We start from the raw sequence: 18,545 nt of genomic DNA, 5'->3' as shown, positions 1-18,545 counted from the left end.
GTGAGTACCCTACAATGACAAATACAACAAAGCTTGATCCGATCGAAACGGCCTCCATTGACGAATTACAGGCGCTGCAAACCGAGCGTCTGAAATGGACGCTGCATCACGCCTATAACAACGTTCCGATGTACAAACGCAAGTTTGACGCCGCGGGCGTTCACCCTGACGATTTTAAAACGCTGGAAGACATCCGTAAGTTTCCGTGTACCACCAAGCAGGACCTGCGTGATAACTATCCGTTCGATACCTTTGCCGTACCGATGGAGCAGGTGGTGCGTATTCACGCCTCTTCCGGCACCACCGGAAAGCCAACCGTCGTCGGTTATACCCAGCATGACATCGACAACTGGGCCAACCTGGTGGCCCGTTCTCTGCGCGCCGCGGGCGGCAGTGCGAAAGACAAAATTCATGTGGCCTATGGGTATGGCCTGTTTACCGGTGGGCTGGGCGCGCACTATGGCGCAGAGCGTTTAGGGGCGACCGTTATCCCGATGTCCGGCGGCCAGACGGAGAAACAGGCGCAGCTGATCCGCGATTTCAAGCCGGATATGATCATGGTGACGCCATCCTACTGCCTTAATCTGATCGAAGAGCTGGAGCGTCAGATGGGAGGCGATGCCAGCGCCTGCTCCCTGCGTGTGGGGGTGTTTGGCGCAGAGCCGTGGACGCAGGCCATGCGCCGCGAAATCGAGAAACGTCTGGGGATCACCGCGCTGGATATCTATGGGCTTTCTGAGGTCATGGGGCCAGGCGTGGCGATGGAGTGTATCGAAACCGCCGACGGTCCGACCATCTGGGAAGACCATTTCTATCCGGAGATCGTCAACCCGAACGACGGCACGCCGCTTAATGATGGCGAGCAGGGCGAACTGCTGTTCACCACGCTGACCAAGGAGGCGCTGCCGGTTATTCGTTATCGCACCCGCGACCTGACGCGCCTGCTGCCCGGCACAGCCCGTACCATGCGTCGTATGGACAGGATCAGCGGTCGCAGTGACGATATGCTCATCATCCGCGGCGTCAACGTCTTCCCGTCCCAGCTGGAAGAGGAGATCGTGAAGTTCGAACACCTCTCCCCGCACTACCAGCTGGAGGTCAACCGCCGCGGTCATCTTGATTCACTTTCCGTGAAGGTGGAGCTCAAAGAGAGCAGTCTGACCCTGACCCACGAGCAGCGCTGCCAGGTGTGCCATCAGCTGCGCCATCGGATTAAATCGATGGTCGGGATCTCCACCGACGTGATGATTGTCAACTGCGGCAGTATCCCGCGCTCAGAGGGCAAAGCCTGTCGGGTGTTTGATTTGCGTAAAGTTGCGGCTAACGGTTGAGTTTCCCTCACCCCCTCAACCTAACCTTCTCCCCGGAGGGGAGAAGGGACGTTGTCTCCCTCTCCCTTTGGGAGAGGGCCGGGGTGAGGGGAATATGCTATGATTCATCCAGACCAAAAATAACAACAGAATGAATCACATGAATAAACTCGATGCCTTTATCCAGCACGCGGTTAGCTCGGTTCCCGTTAGCGGAACGTCGCTTATCTCCTCATTATACGGTGACGCGCTTTCACATCGCGGCGGCGAGATTTGGCTTGGCAGCCTCGCCGCCTTACTGGAAGGGATGGGATTTGGCGAGCGCTTTGTGCGCACTGCGCTGTTTCGTCTTAACAAAGAGGGCTGGCTGGATGTGTCGCGCATCGGACGACGCAGCTTTTACCGGCTGAGCGACAAAGGGCTGCGTTTGACCCGCCGCGCGGAGAGTAAAATCTACCGGTCTGAACTCCCCGCATGGGACGGCAAGTGGCTGTTGCTTCTCTCGGAAGGCCTGGATAAAACCACCCTTGCTGACGTCAAAAAACAGCTGATCTGGCAGGGTTTTGGCACCCTGGCTCCCAGCCTGATGGCCTCCCCGTCGCAGCATCTGGCGGATGTGCAGTCGCTTTTACACGACGCAGGCGTGGCGGAAAACGTCATCTTCTTCGAGGCCCATTCGCCGCTGGCGCTGTCCCGCGCGGCGCTGCGTGCCCGGGTCGAGGAGTGCTGGCAGTTGACCGAACAGAACGCGATGTACGAGACGTTTATCCACTCGTTCCGTCCTCTTCTGCCGCTGCTGAAAGAGGCCGCGCCGGACGAATTAACGCCGGAACGCTGCTTCCAGATCCAGCTGTTGCTGATCCATTTTTACCGTCGCGTGGTGCTGAAAGACCCGCTGTTGCCGGAGGAGTTATTGCCTGCACACTGGGCCGGACAAAGTGCGCGACAGCTGTGCATTAATATTTATCAGCGTGTGGCACCGGGGGCGCTGGCGTTTGTCAGCGAGAAAGGTGAAACCTCCGTCGGCGAACTGCCTGTGCCCGGCACGCTCTACTATCAACGCTTTGGTGGTCTTACTATCGTATAAGGAGTGGAGATGCCCGTTTATCAAATTGACGGTCTGACGCCGGTGGTGCCTGATGAGAGCTACGTTCACCCGACGGCAGTGCTCATCGGCGACGTGATCCTGGGCAAAGGCGTGTATGTTGGCCCGAATGCCAGCCTGCGCGGCGATTTTGGCCGGATTGTGGTGAAAGACGGCGCGAACATTCAGGATAACTGCGTCATGCACGGTTTCCCGGAGCAGGACACGGTGGTGGAAGAGGACGGACATATCGGCCACAGCGCGATTCTGCACGGCTGTATTATCCGCCGTAACGCTCTGGTAGGGATGAACGCAGTGGTCATGGACGGCGCGGTGATTGGCGAAAACAGCATTGTCGGCGCGGCGGCCTTTGTGAAAGCGAAAGCCGAGATGCCCGCCAACCATTTGATCATTGGCAGTCCGGCAAAAGCGATACGTGTGCTGAGCGAGCAGGAAATTGCCTGGAAGAAGCAGGGCACGCGTGAGTATCAGGTGCTGGTGGATCGCTGCAAGCTGACCCTGCATCAGGTCGAACCCCTGCGCGAAGTGGAGCCCGGTCGAAAACGTCTGGAGTTTGACGAGGATCTGCGACCAAAATCGGCGTCATGAAGGGGCGCGCACCTGCGGAAGTAAAGCAGCACATCGAAAAAGGCCCCGTCAGGGGCCTGTGCATGTTTACGCTGGCCTGATGCGTTGCACGAAATCAGAACCGGTATTGCAGACCGGCGGTAACGGTATAGTTTTTGTTGGAAATGCCCGCCGCATCACCGCCAATTGACCCGGATTCGCCCGTGTTAGTATCAATAATCTGCGTGCCGCCTTTGCCCTCTTTGTAACGGCTATACGCGAACTCGGCAAAGACTTTGGCGTGTGGCGTGACGTAATATCCTGCATCCACTGACGCACCATAATAGCGAGAGTCTGAAGTTTTCTCGCGGAAGGTCAGCTCGCGCATATAGTGCTCGTCGTTATCATGAGCGCGCACCCAGTCACTGAATTTAAACAGGCCATTAAATTCGAAATTATTAATACGATACTGCCCCACAAGCCCAATATAAGGCATTGAGAAGCGCTGGCTATAACCAATGCCGCGTTCGCCCGCCGGGAAATTCCCCGTGTTGGTACCGTTATCATAATTATAAGAGCCACCGGTGGCCGTCCAGCTAAAACGGGTTTCCTGATAACCGGCAGTCACGCCCGCTTTATAGCTTTCGCCCTGCAATATCCAGCCTTTTACATTGAGATCGTATTCATTGGCATAATTGACGTTAGTTGCCGGATGCGTCGAATGATCTGTCCAGCTGGATTGTCTTTCGTTCATCCAGTCATAGTCATCCATATGACCCGACCCGGATGCCAGCGAGGTCCAGCCGCGTGCGTTCAGGGTCAGGAAAGGGTACGCATCCCAGGAAATATCGCCTTTCAGGATAGCGACGTTTTTAATTTTCCAGTCCAGCTGGCTGATTTTTCTGCCTGTGACGTCGTCATACACCATTTCATGGGATTTCCCGCTGAGCATCCCGCCCGAGGCTGAAACGGTGACGCTGTCAGGTGAGAAATTCGGCGTAAATTGCGTTTCCCCTGCGTATACTGCGCCTGAAAAGGCGGCCATCATTGTCAGTAAAAGCGTATTTCTTGTCATTTTTATGTCCCTAATTAAAATTTAATAAATACCTTGCAATTAAATTTTAAAAGCCACGCAAATAACAATCAACTGCCAGTTTTAGTCATTATTCGCATTTGTGCTGTATATTCCTTTCACAAGAAACGTCCCTGAACGAGATAATATTGCCGTCCGGCCTCCGACAATTAGCGTGAATATCTTTAGCAGGATATTAATCAAAGTACGGTTTTAAAATGACTTCCGTCCAGTGCATAAAAGCTCTGACACGCTGCGATAAATTACGCCGATGGGCGACCACGAAAGCGGCATTAAGCGGTTCAGGAGGCAAATGGGGAAGCACTTCAACCAGCGCGCCGCGCTGGATATGGGGCGCCAGCGCGGAATACCCGCCCTGAATTAAGCCCAGACCCGCCAGCCCGGCTTCATGATAGGCCGGTACGCTGTTGACCCGCGCGGCGCCGGGTAACATCACGGACCGGTAGCCATCACCGTCCGGGTACTGCCAGCCATCAGGCCTGGCACCAAAATTTCGCATGTAATGCACCATTCGGTGCCCCTGACGAAGCAGGTCGTCGATCGTCTCGGGCACCCCGACGCGCTCCAGATAGCGTGGGCTGGCGGCGTTAATCATCCGTAACTGACCCAGCGGTCGGGCAATGAGGGTCTCATCAACAATGGGCCCAAAACGAATGACGCAGTCAAAGCCTTCCTGAACCAGATCGACTCGCCGGTCTGTGCTTGAAAGTTCTATTTCAAGTTCAGGATGCGCGTCCAGCAGTTGTGGCAGGGCGGGAATCACTACGCTTTGGGCCAACACTGCTGGCATATCGACGCGTAAACGTCCCCGCAGTGACATGCCGCCAGGCGCAAACATGGACTGCAGATCTTCAGCATCTGATAACAAATCCCGGGCGCGGGAATAAAAAGCCCGACCGTCTTCGGTCAGCTGTACCGCGCGGGTAGTCCGGTGCAACAGCGTCGTCCCGAGGTCATGCTCAAGCTCACGTACGACCGTTGAAACGCGGCCTTTCTTAATGCCCAGGCTTTCCGCCGCCTGAGTAAAGCTCTGCATTTCTGCGACGCGCGCAAAAATAGTCAGTGCATGCAGGTTTTTCATTGTTCACCTTCCGGGTAACAGTGCGTTATTTTTTGGGTGGTTTATCCCCTTATTGATGACTAATAGAGTGTCTTCATACCGCGTAACGCTGTCAAACAGGTTGATGCGCTTTACACCACCGGCAACAGTCCTCAGGAAGGATAAAGAAGATGAATAAAGGTTATTTAATCGCCCACGTGACCGTCACAGATCCTGCTGCCTATGCAGAATATGCGAACGCTGCCGGGGAAGCGCTGCAGGGGTTCAACCCCCGGGTCATCGTCTGGTCAGGGGAATATGAAAATCTCGAAGGGGAGGCGCATGAACGCCATGTCGTTTTAGAGTTTGATTCGTATGCTGAGGCCAAACGTTTTTATAACAGTCCCGGGTACGTGGCCGCCAGAAAGCTGCGCGCGGGGGCGGCAACCGGGACATTTGTTGTGGTTGAAGGGGCTTAATCCTGCGCCAGCGGCAGGAAGGTGTCAGCAAATATGTCCGGCTCATACCCGGCTGAGGTAAAGAGATGATGACGTGATTCATCAATGGCCTCGCGAAGGCGGGTGATGTCGACCCCCAGCACGTTGCCGTCTTGCTTCACGATTCGTCCGGCAATCATGACGGTATGGATGTTGCTGCGCTCTGCCGCATGGACCACCGTGCCAAATGCATTGCCGGACGGATAGAGGTTGAGATCGCCGGCGTTAATAAGCACCAGGTCGGCCTGTTTGCCCGGCGTCAGGCTGCCGATGCTCTCCTGTAACCCTGCACAGGCCGCACCATCGACGATGGCTGCTTTCAGGAGCTGTTGGGTATGAAGCGTATTTACGATGTGCGCTGAACCACAGCAGTGCTGCTGATGCATGCCCATGACGCGCTGGAGGTAAAAAGCCACGCGCATTTCCATAAACATGTCGCCGCTGTACGACGTTTCATTGTCAACGCTGAGGCCGGGGCTGATGCCGTGGCGCAGCGCGGACTGAAGGGCAAACATGCCGTCTTCAATCCCATAGTGCGCATCGGAACGGGGGCAGACGTTCACGCGTACGCCCGCGTCCCGCAGAATTTTCCATCCGTCGTCCGGCAGTGCGGTGCAGTGATTAAAAATATTGTCCGGTCCCAGAAGCCCCTGCTGATGCAGCGCCTCAAGCTGCGACGCCATTTCACCCCCAAAGAATTCGGTCACGATTGGCAACCCCAGCCTGCGGGCCTCCAGCCATCTCTCCGGTTCCAGCTGGGCCATGACCGCCAGCGAAACAAGACTTTCAGGGTTATTCTGGAAATACTTTTCTTGCAGGCGCTGCCAGTTACCGGGCCAGTGCGCGCGATCCCATTCTCCGGACACCGGTGCACCGGAAGCGTGTACGGCGCGGATCCCCGCATCCAGCAGGGCCTCAACGGCCGCGTCCGAATGCGCAGCGGTGCGGCTGTTATGGGAATTATCAATCACCGTGGTGATACCGGCATCAATACACCCCAGGGCGGTGAGCAGGTTGCCGATATAAATATCGGCAGGGCGATAATACCTGGCGAATGAGAAGTGCGTGGCGTTGCAGTAATCTTCAAGCGTTTTGGCGTCGGGGTTAATGCGGCGCAGTTGTCCCTCCCAGGCATGGCGATGGGTATCTACCAGGCCCGGCATGGCAATCATATGTGTGGCATCTATTAAGCGGGCGCCTTCTGCTGCCAGATTTTCACCAATGGCGACGATCTTTGCGCCTTCGATAAGGATATCGCCGCGCTCAAAATTACCCACCCTGTCATCCATGCTGAGCAGGGTTGCGCCCTTAATCAACGTGGCGGGTGGGGTTATGCTCTGATTGTTAATCATATTTCTCAGGTAATCGCTCATCTTCTTGTCCTTTGTCTCTTCATGGGTGAGAAATTACGCCACCCGATTACGGCGAAAAAGATGCTTAACGTGTTTTCATTATTCATAATCTACGAAGAATAATGTGAGCGACGGTCGGGGGAGAAAAAATGGATCGTATTCAGGCAATGCAGATCTTCATGCGGGTAGCGCAGGCCGGAAGCTTTGTCCGCGCAGCCGAAACGCTTTCTCTGCCTTCGTCAACGGTCACCAGCAGCATAAAAAATCTGGAGAATTACCTCCAGGTGCGCCTGCTTAACAGAACGACAAGGCGGGTGAGCCTCACCGCTGAAGGTGTGCAGTATCTGGCGCAATGCCAGGAAATACTGGCGTTAATCGATCATGCGGAAACGAGCCTGACGGCGTCAGTCCGGCGCCCGCAGGGACGCTTGCGGGTGGATATGCCGGGCGGGATCGCGGATTTCATCGTGATGCCCCACCTGAAAGATTTTTACCGGCTTTATCCGGATATCTACCTGATGTTGGGCGTCAACGATCGGCAGGTTGATCTGGTGCAGGAGGGGGTGGACTGTGTGATCCGAACGGGGGATCTGAATAGCTCGACTCTTGTTGCCCGTCCTCTGGGCCGGTTTCGCTGGGTGACCTGTGCCTCACCGGACTATCTCAGGAAGTTCGGTATTCCCCGCTCGCCAGACGACTTATCACAGCATCGGGCGATACACTATTTTTCCGATCAGACCCGACGGGCGGATGCGTTACGCTTTGTCCGCGGGACAGAGACCGTCTCCATCCCTGTCCGCGGCGAAGCGGCCGTAAATGCCACCGGGCTTTATATCAACATGTGCCTTGAAGGTTTCGGGCTGGCGCAGCTGGCTGAGAGTATTGTCTCAGCGCATCTGCGGGAGGGAAGGCTGGTTGAGGTTCTGGCTGACTGGCAACCGCCTTCGGTGCCCGTTACGTTGCTTTATCCCCATCAGCGTTTTCTCTCTCCCGCAGTGCGTGCTTTTGCAGACTGGATTGCCGGGCTTATCCCGAACGCCAGCCCGGCACCGTCAGGCGGCGGGCTTGATCCGAAACCAGATCGCATACATCGCAGGCAGGAAGACGAGGGTAATAATGGTTCCCCCTAGCGTTCCGCCAATCAGCGTGTAGGCCAGCGTTCCCCAGAACACGGAGTGCGTCAGGGGAATGAACGCCAGCACGGCGGCCATGGCCGTCAGTAAGACCGGCCTCGCGCGCTGTACGGTCGCCTCAACCACGGCGTGGAACGGTTCGAGACCGTCCTTCTGGTTGTGATCGATTTGACCAATGAGTATCAGCGTATTTCGCATCAGGATCCCCGAAAGCGCGATCAGGCCGACGAGGGCATTGATGCCAAACGGCTGATTGAAAAGCAGCAGCGTAGGAACCACACCAATAAGCCCCAGCGGTGCGGTCAGGAATACCATGACCATGGCCGAGAGTGAACGCACCTGCAGAATGATTATCAGCAGCGTCAGGGCAATCATGATGGGGAACAGCGGGGCCATGGCCTGGGTGGCTTTGCCGGATTCCTCAATCGATCCCGCCATTTCGATGCGATAGCCAGGTGGAAGCGAATCAACAATGGGTTGCAGCTGTTTCATGATGGCGGTTGACACATCCGGGGGCTGAAGGTTTTCGGCAATGTCTCCCCGCACGGTAATCGTGGGCGTACGATCGCGACGGCGCAACAGCGGATCTTCCATTCGGATCTCAATCTCCCCGATTTGTGACAGCGGAACGCGTTGCCCGGCGTTACCCACCAGGGTAAAGCCCTCTATCTTCGCCGGATCAAGGCGGATATCACCCGCGGCGCGGCCCGTAACCTGTACCGAACGAATATCTTCCCGCACGGAGGTGATGGGAACGCCCGACAGCAGGAACTGAAGCTGCTGGGCAACGGCGTTCGACGTTAAACCGGTAGCCTGCAGGCGGTTCTGATCGAGGGTGAAATGCAGGGTCGGTACGCGTGAACCCCAGTCGGTATTGACGGTCCTCATCATCGGACTGGCCTGCAGCACACCTTTAACGTTCTCTGCAATGTCACGCAGTTTATTGACATCCGGTCCCATTACACGCCAGGCGACCGGGAAGGGAGAATAAGGCCCGAACACCAGCTGCGTGACCCGCACGCGTGCCTCCGGAGCCAGCCCGCGGGCTACCGCTTCGCGAAGGCGGAACTTAAGCGCCTCGCGTGACTTCTCGCTGTCCGTCATGACGACAACCTTCGCGAAAGAGGGATCGGGCAACTCAGGGGCCATCGCCAGATAAAAACGCGGCGAACCCTGGCCAATGTAGGCGGTGACGATGCTGGCTTCAGGCTGTTTGCGCAGCCACGCTTCGATTTTCGCGGTGGCGGCGCTGGTTTGCTCAATCGATGTGCCATACGGCATCTGCACTTCCACCAGCACCTCGGGGCGGTCGGACGTCGGGAAAAACTGTTTCTTAACCAGCCCCATCCCCAGTACTGCGAGGGTGAAGATGGCCACGACGGACGCGGCGACGATCCATTTTCGGGCGATCACGCGGCTCAGGGTATGACGAAAACGGTTATAGCGCGGGGTGTCATAGATGGCGGCATGACCGCCTTCGACTTTTGCGATGTCCGGCAGAATTTTGACGCCCAGATAAGGGGTGAACACCACCGCCACAAACCACGAAGCTATCAGGGCGAGGCCGACTACCCAGAACATATTGCTGGTGTACTCCCCGGCGGTTGACTGCGCAAAACCATTCGGCATAAACCCGATGGCTGTCACCAGGGTTCCGGCCAGCATTGGCGCGGCGGTATGGCTCCAGGCGTAGGCGGAGGCTTTGATTCTGTCGTAGCCTTCCTCCATTTTTACCACCATCATTTCGATGGCGATAATCGCATCATCAACCAGTAAGCCGAGGGCGAGAATAAGGGAGCCCAGGGTAACGCGGTCGAAGTTTATACCGGAGGCTTCCATCACGACAAAAACGACCGCCAGCGTCAGCGGCACTGCCGCCGCGACAACGATGCCCACGCGCCACCCCATACTGACAAAACACACCACCATCACCACCAGCAGGGCGACGAAGAACTTGATCATGAACTCATCGACCGACGAGCGGATATTCACCGACTGATCGGTGACTTTCGTCAGGGTCATCCCCAGAGGCATATGGGCATTGATGTTTGCCGTTTCAGCATCCAGGGCTTTACCCAGCGCCAGGCCGTTCCAGCCTTCACGCATGACAATACCGAGCAGGAGGGTGGGTTCTTGCTGGTTACGGATCTGCAGGGTCGGTGGATCTTCATAGCCCCGTTCAACCGTTGCCACGTCGGACAGCCGGAGCGTTTTGCCCTGCGCGATAAGGGGCGTATCGCGGATCTTCTGCAATTTATCGAAAGCGCCGTCGAGGCGGATAAAGATTTGCGCCCCGCGCGTTTCAATCGAGCCCGCCGCGGTTAATGCGTTCTGGCTGTTGAGCGTGGTGAAAATATCCTGCGGCGAGAGTCCCAGTGTTGCCAGACGGTCATGCGAGAAGGAGATGTAAATCCGCTCGGCCTGTTCCCCGATGATGTTCACTTTCTTTACGCCCGGAACGTGCAAAAGCTGCTGGCGCAGGGCTTCGGCGTCACGCACTAACAGACGCTGTGGTTCGCCTTTCGCTTTCAGTGCAAAAAGGGCAAAGGTGACATCGGAAAACTCATCATTGATCATCGGCCCCATAACGCCTGCCGGAAGGTTTTTGGTTTCATCCCCCAGTTTCTTTCGCGCCTGGTAAAACTCTTCCTGAACCTGAGAAGGCGGGGTTTTGTCCTGCAATGACAACGTGATAAACGCCATACCGGGGCGGGTATACGTTTCCGTACGGTCATACCATTTGAGCTCCTGCAGACGTTTTTCCAGCGGCTCGGCGACCTGATCCTGAATTTCCTGTGCGCTTGCCCCGGGCCAGACGGTGATAACCGTCATTTGCTTAACCGTGAAGGGCGGATCTTCCGCGCGGCCAAGGCCAAAAAACGAGAAAATACCGGCAAGGGTAACCAGAATAATCAAGAACAGCGTGACCGAGCGCTCGCGTACCGCAAGCGCTGACAGGTTGAAACGACCTCCACTCATGGTGCCATCCCCGCCTGAGTGGCATCGCGCTGTTCCGCCAGCCGGACCGCTTCGCCTTCGTGCAGAAGATGGACACCTAACGCAACAATCTTTTCTCCGGGCTGCACGCCGCCGGTTACTCTGGCGATATCATCCCCTACGCTAAGCACCCTGACAGGCTGCCAGACGACTTTTGTCGGCTGAGCGGAAATACGCCAGACGCCAGGCCCTTTCCCCGCATCGTAGAGAGACGCCAGAGGAACCTGCATCACCCGGCTGTCGCCTTTGCCGTGTTCGATGCTCAGCGTCACGGTCGCCCCCAGCGGCGCGTTCGCCAGCGCGCCATCCAGCACGTATCGGGCCTCAAAGGTACGGGTGGTCGCATCGGCTGAATCAGACAGCAGGCGCAGCTTCGCGCTAACGGGCTGCTTTTCGTTACCGTAGAGCGTTGCCAGGGCTGTACTTCCTACGGCAGGGCGCAGGGTTTCCGGCAACTGGACCAGCGCCTCGCGCTGCCCCGCGCGGGCCAGACGGATCACCGCCTGCCCGGCGCTGACCACCTGTCCGGGCTCGGCAAGCGTCTCCATCACCACGCCGTCTGAATCGGCAAGTAGCACGGCATAACCGGTAGCGTTTTGCGCCACGCCTGCCTGTGCCCGGGCAGCGCTGAGCTCCGCTCTGGCGCTGTCGGCTGCGGCTTTAATCTGGTCGTACTCTGACGCCGACACTGCACCGGATGCCACAAGGCCGCGATAACGCGCCTCATCGCTGGACGCTTTACGTGCGCGCGCCTGGGCAGCATCCACCGCTCGCTGCTGGGCCTGCGCCTGTAATTTCAGATCAACAGGATCCAGACGCATTAAAGGCTGGCCCTGCTTAACGGTTTGACCCGTATCGACAAGACGTTCGAGAATTTTGCCCTGCACCCTGAAGCCTAAATCACTTTGCGTTCTTGCCACCACCACGCCGGTAAAGGCGCGTGACGTCTCGTTCGCAGGGATCACGGACGCAGACCTGACAAGCGGTGGCTGCGTGCGCGGATCGTCACTGGCGTGGTTATCGCCGCATGCCACCAGGGCAAACGGCAGGAGGCATACGGCAAGGCGGGCTGAATGAAGCCTGAGCATGGGAACCCTTATTACATTAACAGGACGGTATCCGCATTCTCATTCTAGTGACCAATAAAGTCAATGGTCACTAATCAGGGGGCGAGGCTTCGCAAAATCAGAGAGGAGAGGACAACCGCCGCGGTCGGGGCGGCTTCGAGGTTGTACTGCAGCTGAACAGGGTTAATGAAAGGGCACATCACCATATAGATCGCCAGTGTAGCTTCGTCCAGAGGGGTTTTTCTCTCGAACTCACCGGCTTTTCTGCCCTCGACAACAATGCTCTCAATCAGTTTCAGCAGACGTTCGGAATACCTTTCGGTTGAAGGCCACTTGTCCCGCGCGGCAACGGCGGCGATGTCGTAGAGTTTACGCTCATGGAAAAACAGTTCACTTCCCGCCTCGGTGAGCGCCCTGAACAGACGACGCAGCTTTTCGCTTGCGGATGGCGCATCAGCGATGGCTGCATTGACCGCCGCCATGATCATATCAAGACGGTTCGCGCAGATGACCTCGCCGATTGCCTGCTTGGAATCAAAAAACTTATAGATATAGGCTTTTGAAAAACCGATGGCTTTGGCAAGTTCAGCGACGGTGGTTTTTTCATAGCCGTAATGGCCGAAATGCTCATACGCAGCTTCGACGATTTGCTCTCGGACCGTGTGATCGAGTGGACCACGTGTGGATGGGGTGTTCATGTCTTTAGTCATTATTTCAGCTTAGCGTGACAGGCTCCGATTGACAACGTGTGACCATTTGGTTATTAGGTCACATGTTTGAGTGGGCAGATGGCACATGCACAGTCGTCTGTGGAACCCGAGGGATAATACTCGTTAGCCCTGAGCCGTTAAGACTGCATCATCAACCAGGTCGGCTAAGTGTATCACTGTTTTTCGCGGGATATTGTCAGTCTTTGCGAGAGGTTGCGCGCGTTTCAGTGCAATTGCGCGGCACTGAAACGTCACGCTTTGACCTGAACGGGATTATGCGTCTGAGCGCGTCCCCTGACCGGCGGGCTTAGGTCGTAATACTTTTTCAGCAATGATCGCCAGACGTCGGCGGGTGACAAACCGGTGTAACTGGCCCAGCAGCCAGTTGCCGCAGCCGGGGATCAGCGTATTGCGTTGCGTATCCACGGCCCGTAACGCCAGCGCGACCACGTTCTGCGCTGGCATTCTTTTGCCCACTGACGCTTCCTCGGCGTTCACCACCTCAAAAAAGGCGGTATCCGTTGCGCCGGGGCAAAGCGCCAGCACGCGGATGCCGTGAGCGCGGTATTCTCCCCACAGCGCGTTCGAAAAGGAGAGTAAAAATGCCTTTGTTGCCCCATAAATTGCCATATACGGATCCGGTTGCATGGCAGCGGTTGAGGCCACGTTAATCATCACGCCTGAACCTTTACGCAGCATCGCGGGCAGCAGGGCGTGCGCGAGCGCCACGGGGGCAACGCAGTTGACGTTGATCTCTTCACGCTGGCGCGCCAGAGATAGTTTTTCAAATCGCCCGTAGGTGGCAAACCCCGCGCTATTAATCAAAATATCGGGATAAAGCCGTAACGCTTCCAGCCGTTCCACAATGTGGGTAATGGCCTCAGGCAGCGTTAAGTCCTGCACGATAACGGTGAGTGATACGCCGTGCGTTTTGTGTAGCTCAGCCGCAAGCGCCTGCAGCGTTGCCTCGGAGCGGGCAACCAGGATCAACCCCACGCCACGGGCCGCGAGCTGGCGGGCGAACTCCCGTCCGATGCCCGAGGATGCACCGGTAACCAGTGCTGTTTTTCCTGTATAATCAAAAGAATTCATAACATAAATCCCGTTTTCCCTGTCTGTGCGGCACAGGATAAACCGTGTACTCAGGTACACGGTCAAGCGTGATTTTTACAAGGTGAGAACGACGCGATGAGGATCGGCGAGCTGTGTGCCAGAACTGGGTTATCGAAAGAGACGGTGCGTTATTATGAAAGGGCGGGCCTGCTGGAAAAAATTCCGCAGCCAAACGGCAGTAATAACTACAAAGTCTACTCGGCTGTGGATTTACAACGGCTGAAGCTGATCGGGCATGCCAAAATGCTGGGGTTTACCCTTGCTGAAATCGCCGATGTTCTGGCGGTCTGGGTTGATGACCGCTTTACCGCGGAGGAAAAACAGGCCGCTTTGCGGCGCAAACTGGCGCAACTGGCGGAGAAAGAAGCGGCGCTGAATGAACTTCGGACCCGCTTGACCGATGCCCTTCATAAAGTCGGTCAGCCGTGTGTTGATGTATTTTAACCGGCCGACGGGGGCCGTTTAACGCAACCGGTGGCTTCACGACGTCATCAGCTCACCGCGTTCAGTCTTTTTAAGCCAGTCGATAAAAAACTGGCTAAATGCGGTGACCTGAAGCGGCTGGAGTTTCCGTTGCGGGTAGACAAACTGTAGCCCGACATCTTTGCGATCAAACCGGCTAAAGCCGGTGAAGCTCCCGGCAAGCAACACTTTCAGCCTACCTTTCTCGACATCGTCCTTCACGTCCCACCACGATTTGCCCGCAATGCCAGCCCCGTCGAGGGCCCACTGACGAAGCAGCGCTCCGTCATCACAGACCATGGCAGGCTCTACGCGAACGACGCGCTCTTTACCCTCAACCTCAAACCGCCATTCATTCATCACCACCCCTTGCGACTCCAGCGCCAGACAGCGGTGGTCCGTCAGCGCGTCACAGGAGGCAGGGATACCCTGGTCGCTAAGATACGCTGCTGACGCGACCAGCACCCGGTGATTGGGACGGATATTTCTGACCACCAGGCTGCTGTCCGGCAGGTTGCCGAAGCGAATGCTCATATCCAGCCGGTTAGCGACCAGATCCTCTACGTGTTCTCTTAAGTAAATGAAAAATTTGATTTCCGGATGCAGGCGGGAAAATGCCATGACGGCGGGGCTGAGATACTGCCTGCCAAAGTCAGAGGGGGCGGAAAGACGAATGTTGCCGCTGAGCACACCCTCTTTTTGTGCCAGTAACGACTCGGCATGATGCATCTCTTCCAGCACGCGCAGTGCAGCATGGTAAAACTCTTCGCCCGCCCGGGTGAGGGAGATAGCCCGCGTGGAACGGTGAAACAGGCGCGTCTGGTAGCGTTCTTCAATCGCTTTGAGGCGGGCGGTCATGGTAGCCGGGGAAAGTGACAGGCGGCGGCCAGCGGCGGAAAGCCCGCCAGCCTCGGCCACTTCAACCAGCAGCGCCATATCTTCGAGTTTACCCATTATTCATATTTTCCGAAAAGTGCATCTGATTTTAGTGTAATTATCAAAATCAGATGCCGCCTGTAAAGTGATTTCATCGTAACCACAAGGGACGTCCAGATGAACCAGACCTCACTTTTTGAACGCTACAGGTTAGGGGATCTCAACCTGAAAAATCGCATCGTCATGGCACCAATGACCCGTGCCCGCGCTCTTCAGCCGGGAAATATTCCCTCGACGCTGATGGCTGAATATTACCGACAGCGGGCCAGTGCGGGCTTAATCATCACCGAAGCCACGCAGATTTCGCCTCAGGGCCAGGGCTATTCATGGACTCCGGGGATCCATACGCCAGAGCAGGTTGCGGGGTGGCAACTCACTACCGGCGCGGTCCACCAGGCGGGAGGGGTGATTTTTTCCCAGCTCTGGCACGTGGGGCGGATGTCTCATGCCCGTTTTCACGAAGACGGACTGCCCGTCGCGCCCTCCGCGCTGGCACCCGATGCGAAAGTATGGGTGGTGAATGAACATGGCGAAGGTCAAATGGTTGACTGCCCGACGCCACGCGTGCTGTCGCGAAAAGAGATCGCGCTCGTCGTCGATCAGTACCGACAGGCGGCGCTCAATGCCGTTCAGGCCGGGTTTGATGGCGTGGAGGTGCACGGCGGAAACGGCTATCTGATTGATCAGTTCCTGAGATCCACGTCAAACATCCGCACGGATGAGTATGGCGGCAGTCTCGTGAACCGGATCCGCTTCGCGCAGGAGGTGCTCGATGCCATTGCAGAGGCCATTGGCGCTGAGCGCACCGGTATCCGGCTTTCGCCGTTTATTACACAGCGGGGAATGAACGATCCGCAGGTGATCGAAGCCATTCTCGCCCTCGCGGCCTGGTGCCAGCAACGAGGCATTGCGTTTATTCACCTGGCGGAAGCCGACTGGGATGATGCGCCACAGGTTCCGGAAAGTTTCCGCAAAAAACTGCGCGAAACATTCCGTGGCACCCTGATCGTGGCGGGAAATTATACCCCTGAAAAGGCGGAAAAAATCCTCGCAGCAGGGTATGCCGATTTGATTGCGTTTGGACGCCCGTTTATTGCCAACCCCGATTTACCACAGCGGCTGGCGCATCACTGGCCGCTGAATGACATCAGCGATCCCGCCACGCTCTTTGGTGGTGCGGCGGTGGGGTATACCGATTACCCCACCTACAACCTGTGTGAGGAAAAATGATGACCCGTAAAACGTTAATTATTGGCGGCGCGTCCGGTATTGGTTTTGCTGTAGCCCGTGCCCTGGCAGCACGCGGCGACGACATTATTCTCGCGGGACGCAATAAAGAGAAACTGAACGCTGCCCGCGCGCGGCTCAGTCCATCTCCCGCCTCTGTTGAGACCCTCGTCCTCGATATTAGCAATGAAGCAGAGGTGATCGCGTTAAGCGAAACGCTGGGTGAGGTCGACAATATTATTGTCACGGCCGGCTCTCAGGCACCGGGAGGGCCGCTTTCCACCCTCGACCCTGGCGCGGCGAGACTGGCTTTTGATACCAAATTTTGGGGTAGCATGCATGTCGCCAGGTATCTGAGCGGGAATATTTCGCCCCGCGGTACGCTGACGCTGACCAGCGGATTTGTTGCACGCCGCGTGGTAGCCGGTGCCATAGTCAAAACCACCATGAACGCCGCCATCGAGGCGGCAACAAAAGTGCTGGCAAAAGAGCTTTCACCGCGTCGCGTAAACGTCATCAGCCCGGGTCTGACCGATACCGAAGCCCACGCCGGGATGGATGCGGCTGCGCGGGAAAAAATGCTGACTGTTGCAGCGCAAACGCTGCCCGCTAAAGCGTGGGGACGAGCGGAAGACGTTGCTCAGGGCTATCTCTTTGCCATCGATAATGCCTTTGTTACGGGCTCGGTGCTTGATATTGAGGGCGGGGCATTACTTAACTGACCCCGTGTTGATCCGAATTGATTCCGGCAGTGAACATGCTGGCGGAAAACGTAATCTCAGGTTGTAAGCGTTTATGCAATATTCAACATATGCACGTCCAGCTGTGCTGGCGTTAATTCTGGCTGGCGTATCCGGTGTGGCTTATTCGGCCCAGAGCGACCGGGTGAAACCGAATCTTCTTATCGTGGATAACACGCTGTCGCAAACGCAATTAACGGCGAGCGAACATGCGGCCGTTACGTATGCCACGTTCTGGGATACCGGCAAAGAGTCTCTGGCACGGGAAGCGCTGGCGGTTAATTTTGTGGATAAAACCCCACCGGAAGGCCGTAAACAGGGGCCAGAGGGCGCCATTATGGCCTCGAGGGCATTTCGCACCGCGGTGCCGGATTTACGCTGCGAGGTGGAACAAATGATCGTTACGGGTAATCGTGTCGTGTCCCATTTGCATTTCCACGGTCATTTCAGCGGGACATTTGGCAAAATAAAAGGGCAGGGTCAGACCGTGGATTTTATCGCGACGGATATCTATGAGATCGGCAACGGTAAAATAGTGTCCAACTGGCATATTGAAGATAACCTGACGCTGATGAAACAGTTGGGTGTGATTTAAATAATAGTCTGCCTCTTTTTCATGGTGTAAAAGATAAGCCCGCCCGGGTAACCGAAAGGTTACCCGGAGCGTATGACCCCCCGTAATGGCGAAGCATGATCCTGACGAAACCTACAGCCCCAGGTCGCTCAGTGAAGGGTGGTCATCAGGACGTCTGCCCAGCGGCCAGTGAAACAGGCGCTCAGACGCTTTTATCGGCACATCGTTGATGCAGGCGAAGCGGCGCTTCATCAGACCATCCGGCTCGAATTCCCAGTTTTCATTACCGTAAGAACGATACCAGTTGCCCGAATCATCATGCCATTCATAGGCATAGCGCACGGCGATACGGTTTTCCGTAAATGCCCACAGCTCTTTGATCAGACGATAATCCAGCTCTTTTTTCCATTTGCGCTCCAGGAATGCCTGCGCTTCCTGACGGTTAGTGGCAAACTCCGCGCGGTTTCGCCACTGGGTATCGAGCGAATAGGCAAGTGCGATTTTGGCCGGGTCGCGACTGTTCCAGCCATCTTCTGCCAGTCTGACTTTTTCGATGGCACTTTCACGCGTAAAAGGCGGTAAAGGGGGGCGTGTGTTCATTTCGGCTACCTCTGGTTGGTATCAGGTAGACAGGTCTGTCTACT

At 56.4% G+C, this 18,545-nt stretch carries 18 protein-coding genes; 9 read left to right on the top strand and 9 right to left on the bottom strand.

Annotated elements, in window-relative coordinates; all coding sequences use genetic code 11:
• Positions 1-14 precede the first annotated feature (14 nt).
• The 3 genes from paaK to paaY all read left to right on the top strand — a co-directional run bounded on the left by paaK (position 15) and on the right by paaY (position 3,003).
• Positions 15-1,331 carry a phenylacetate--CoA ligase PaaK gene (paaK, locus tag AAIR21_RS03955; RefSeq protein WP_148575735.1) on the top strand — a complete coding sequence of 439 codons (1,317 nt, stop codon included), beginning with the start codon at positions 15-17 and terminating at the stop codon, positions 1,329-1,331.
• A gap of 130 nt (positions 1,332-1,461) precedes the next feature.
• Positions 1,462-2,397 carry a phenylacetic acid degradation operon negative regulatory protein PaaX gene (gene paaX, locus AAIR21_RS03950; RefSeq protein ID WP_044867798.1) on the top strand — a complete coding sequence of 312 codons (936 nt, stop codon included), beginning with the start codon at positions 1,462-1,464 and terminating at the stop codon, positions 2,395-2,397.
• 9 nt (positions 2,398-2,406) lie between these two features.
• Positions 2,407-3,003, top strand: a complete 597-nt coding sequence (gene paaY, locus AAIR21_RS03945) for a phenylacetic acid degradation protein PaaY (protein ID WP_020884237.1) — start codon at positions 2,407-2,409, stop codon at positions 3,001-3,003.
• 94 nt (positions 3,004-3,097) lie between these two features.
• On the opposite strand, the gene AAIR21_RS03940 is transcribed toward paaY, so the two are convergent.
• Both AAIR21_RS03940 and AAIR21_RS03935 read right to left on the bottom strand, forming a co-directional pair.
• Positions 3,098-4,036, bottom strand: coding sequence for an omptin family outer membrane protease (locus AAIR21_RS03940; RefSeq protein ID WP_183516387.1), 939 nt, complete (start codon positions 4,034-4,036; stop codon positions 3,098-3,100).
• A 193-nt stretch (positions 4,037-4,229) separates the two neighbouring features.
• Positions 4,230-5,135, bottom strand: coding sequence for a LysR family transcriptional regulator (locus AAIR21_RS03935; RefSeq protein ID WP_014169938.1), 906 nt, complete (start codon positions 5,133-5,135; stop codon positions 4,230-4,232).
• Positions 5,136-5,284: 149 nt separating this feature from the next.
• On the opposite strand from AAIR21_RS03935, the gene AAIR21_RS03930 reads away from it, so the two are divergent.
• Positions 5,285-5,572, top strand: a complete 288-nt coding sequence (locus AAIR21_RS03930; RefSeq protein ID WP_014169939.1) for a DUF1330 domain-containing protein — start codon at positions 5,285-5,287, stop codon at positions 5,570-5,572.
• Here AAIR21_RS03930 and AAIR21_RS03925 read toward each other — a convergent pair.
• Entirely contained in the window at positions 5,569-6,963 is a 1,395-nt protein-coding gene (locus AAIR21_RS03925; RefSeq protein ID WP_183516386.1) for an amidohydrolase family protein, read from the bottom strand. The two genes, AAIR21_RS03930 and AAIR21_RS03925, sit on opposite strands and share 4 nt — an antisense overlap.
• 128 nt (positions 6,964-7,091) lie before the next feature.
• Between AAIR21_RS03925 and AAIR21_RS03920 the strand changes: the two genes are divergently transcribed.
• Positions 7,092-8,072, top strand: a complete 981-nt coding sequence (locus tag AAIR21_RS03920; protein ID WP_183516385.1) for a LysR family transcriptional regulator — start codon at positions 7,092-7,094, stop codon at positions 8,070-8,072.
• Here the strand turns inward: AAIR21_RS03920 and AAIR21_RS03915 are convergent.
• The 4 genes from AAIR21_RS03915 to AAIR21_RS03900 all read right to left on the bottom strand — a co-directional run bounded on the left by AAIR21_RS03915 (position 7,995) and on the right by AAIR21_RS03900 (position 13,941).
• Positions 7,995-11,054 carry an efflux RND transporter permease subunit gene (locus AAIR21_RS03915; RefSeq protein ID WP_183516384.1) on the bottom strand — a complete coding sequence of 1,020 codons (3,060 nt, stop codon included), beginning with the start codon at positions 11,052-11,054 and terminating at the stop codon, positions 7,995-7,997. The two genes, AAIR21_RS03920 and AAIR21_RS03915, sit on opposite strands and share 78 nt — an antisense overlap.
• Positions 11,051-12,160, bottom strand: coding sequence for an efflux RND transporter periplasmic adaptor subunit (locus AAIR21_RS03910; protein WP_183516383.1), 1,110 nt, complete (start codon positions 12,158-12,160; stop codon positions 11,051-11,053). Before AAIR21_RS03910 ends, AAIR21_RS03915 begins: the two co-directional genes overlap by 4 nt.
• Before the next feature lie 74 nt (positions 12,161-12,234).
• Positions 12,235-12,849, bottom strand: a complete 615-nt coding sequence (locus AAIR21_RS03905; RefSeq protein WP_014169944.1) for a TetR/AcrR family transcriptional regulator — start codon at positions 12,847-12,849, stop codon at positions 12,235-12,237.
• 273 nt (positions 12,850-13,122) lie between these two features.
• On the bottom strand, positions 13,123-13,941 hold the full coding sequence (locus AAIR21_RS03900; RefSeq protein WP_032681083.1) for an SDR family NAD(P)-dependent oxidoreductase: 819 nt from the start codon (positions 13,939-13,941) through the stop codon (positions 13,123-13,125).
• 96 nt (positions 13,942-14,037) lie between these two features.
• Here AAIR21_RS03900 and AAIR21_RS03895 point away from each other — a divergent pair, with 96 nt between their 5' ends.
• Positions 14,038-14,406: a MerR family transcriptional regulator gene (locus AAIR21_RS03895; protein WP_020884230.1), complete on the top strand. Its 369-nt coding sequence runs from the start codon at positions 14,038-14,040 to the stop codon at positions 14,404-14,406.
• A 36-nt stretch (positions 14,407-14,442) separates the two neighbouring features.
• Here the strand turns inward: AAIR21_RS03895 and AAIR21_RS03890 are convergent, their stop codons facing one another.
• The gene (locus AAIR21_RS03890; protein WP_020884229.1) at positions 14,443-15,378 is read right to left on the bottom strand and encodes a LysR family transcriptional regulator; all 936 of its coding nucleotides are present in this window, start codon (positions 15,376-15,378) and stop codon (positions 14,443-14,445) included.
• Positions 15,379-15,477: 99 nt separating this feature from the next.
• On the opposite strand from AAIR21_RS03890, the gene AAIR21_RS03885 reads away from it, so the two are divergent.
• The 3 genes from AAIR21_RS03885 (at position 15,478) to AAIR21_RS03875 (ending at position 17,922) form a co-directional block, all read left to right on the top strand.
• Positions 15,478-16,590: an alkene reductase gene (locus tag AAIR21_RS03885; protein ID WP_183516382.1), complete on the top strand. Its 1,113-nt coding sequence runs from the start codon at positions 15,478-15,480 to the stop codon at positions 16,588-16,590.
• Positions 16,587-17,309, top strand: a complete 723-nt coding sequence (locus tag AAIR21_RS03880; protein WP_183516381.1) for an SDR family oxidoreductase — start codon at positions 16,587-16,589, stop codon at positions 17,307-17,309. Before AAIR21_RS03885 ends, AAIR21_RS03880 begins: the two co-directional genes overlap by 4 nt.
• A 73-nt stretch (positions 17,310-17,382) precedes the next feature.
• Positions 17,383-17,922 (top strand): ester cyclase, encoded by a 540-nt coding sequence (locus AAIR21_RS03875; protein ID WP_025204268.1) that lies wholly within the window; start codon positions 17,383-17,385, stop codon positions 17,920-17,922.
• A 111-nt stretch (positions 17,923-18,033) separates the two neighbouring features.
• Here AAIR21_RS03875 and AAIR21_RS03870 read toward each other — a convergent pair whose 3' ends face one another.
• Positions 18,034-18,501 (bottom strand): DUF1348 family protein, encoded by a 468-nt coding sequence (locus AAIR21_RS03870; RefSeq protein WP_183516380.1) that lies wholly within the window; start codon positions 18,499-18,501, stop codon positions 18,034-18,036.
• Positions 18,502-18,545 lie beyond the last annotated feature (44 nt).

It is taken from the genome of Enterobacter sp. PTB (genome assembly GCF_051130085.1).
Classification (GTDB): Bacteria; Pseudomonadota; Gammaproteobacteria; order Enterobacterales; family Enterobacteriaceae; genus Enterobacter; species Enterobacter ludwigii.
Note: the sequence above shows the minus strand (reverse complement) of the source record. Positions and strands in the feature narration are given on the sequence as shown.

Coding starts and splice junctions, on each gene's coding strand:
- paaK (WP_148575735.1), top strand. CDS start 15: ATGACAAATACAACAAAGCTTGATCCGATCGAAACGGCCTCCATTGAC.
- paaX (WP_044867798.1), top strand. CDS start 1,462: ATGAATCACATGAATAAACTCGATGCCTTTATCCAGCACGCGGTTAGC.
- paaY (WP_020884237.1), top strand. CDS start 2,407: ATGCCCGTTTATCAAATTGACGGTCTGACGCCGGTGGTGCCTGATGAG.
- AAIR21_RS03940 (WP_183516387.1), bottom strand. CDS start 4,036: ATGACAAGAAATACGCTTTTACTGACAATGATGGCCGCCTTTTCAGGC.
- AAIR21_RS03935 (WP_014169938.1), bottom strand. CDS start 5,135: ATGAAAAACCTGCATGCACTGACTATTTTTGCGCGCGTCGCAGAAATG.
- AAIR21_RS03930 (WP_014169939.1), top strand. CDS start 5,285: ATGAATAAAGGTTATTTAATCGCCCACGTGACCGTCACAGATCCTGCT.
- AAIR21_RS03925 (WP_183516386.1), bottom strand. CDS start 6,963: ATGAGCGATTACCTGAGAAATATGATTAACAATCAGAGCATAACCCCA.
- AAIR21_RS03920 (WP_183516385.1), top strand. CDS start 7,092: ATGGATCGTATTCAGGCAATGCAGATCTTCATGCGGGTAGCGCAGGCC.
- AAIR21_RS03915 (WP_183516384.1), bottom strand. CDS start 11,054: ATGAGTGGAGGTCGTTTCAACCTGTCAGCGCTTGCGGTACGCGAGCGC.
- AAIR21_RS03910 (WP_183516383.1), bottom strand. CDS start 12,160: ATGCTCAGGCTTCATTCAGCCCGCCTTGCCGTATGCCTCCTGCCGTTT.
- AAIR21_RS03905 (WP_014169944.1), bottom strand. CDS start 12,849: ATGACTAAAGACATGAACACCCCATCCACACGTGGTCCACTCGATCAC.
- AAIR21_RS03900 (WP_032681083.1), bottom strand. CDS start 13,941: ATGAATTCTTTTGATTATACAGGAAAAACAGCACTGGTTACCGGTGCA.
- AAIR21_RS03895 (WP_020884230.1), top strand. CDS start 14,038: ATGAGGATCGGCGAGCTGTGTGCCAGAACTGGGTTATCGAAAGAGACG.
- AAIR21_RS03890 (WP_020884229.1), bottom strand. CDS start 15,378: ATGGGTAAACTCGAAGATATGGCGCTGCTGGTTGAAGTGGCCGAGGCT.
- AAIR21_RS03885 (WP_183516382.1), top strand. CDS start 15,478: ATGAACCAGACCTCACTTTTTGAACGCTACAGGTTAGGGGATCTCAAC.
- AAIR21_RS03880 (WP_183516381.1), top strand. CDS start 16,587: ATGATGACCCGTAAAACGTTAATTATTGGCGGCGCGTCCGGTATTGGT.
- AAIR21_RS03875 (WP_025204268.1), top strand. CDS start 17,383: ATGCAATATTCAACATATGCACGTCCAGCTGTGCTGGCGTTAATTCTG.
- AAIR21_RS03870 (WP_183516380.1), bottom strand. CDS start 18,501: ATGAACACACGCCCCCCTTTACCGCCTTTTACGCGTGAAAGTGCCATC.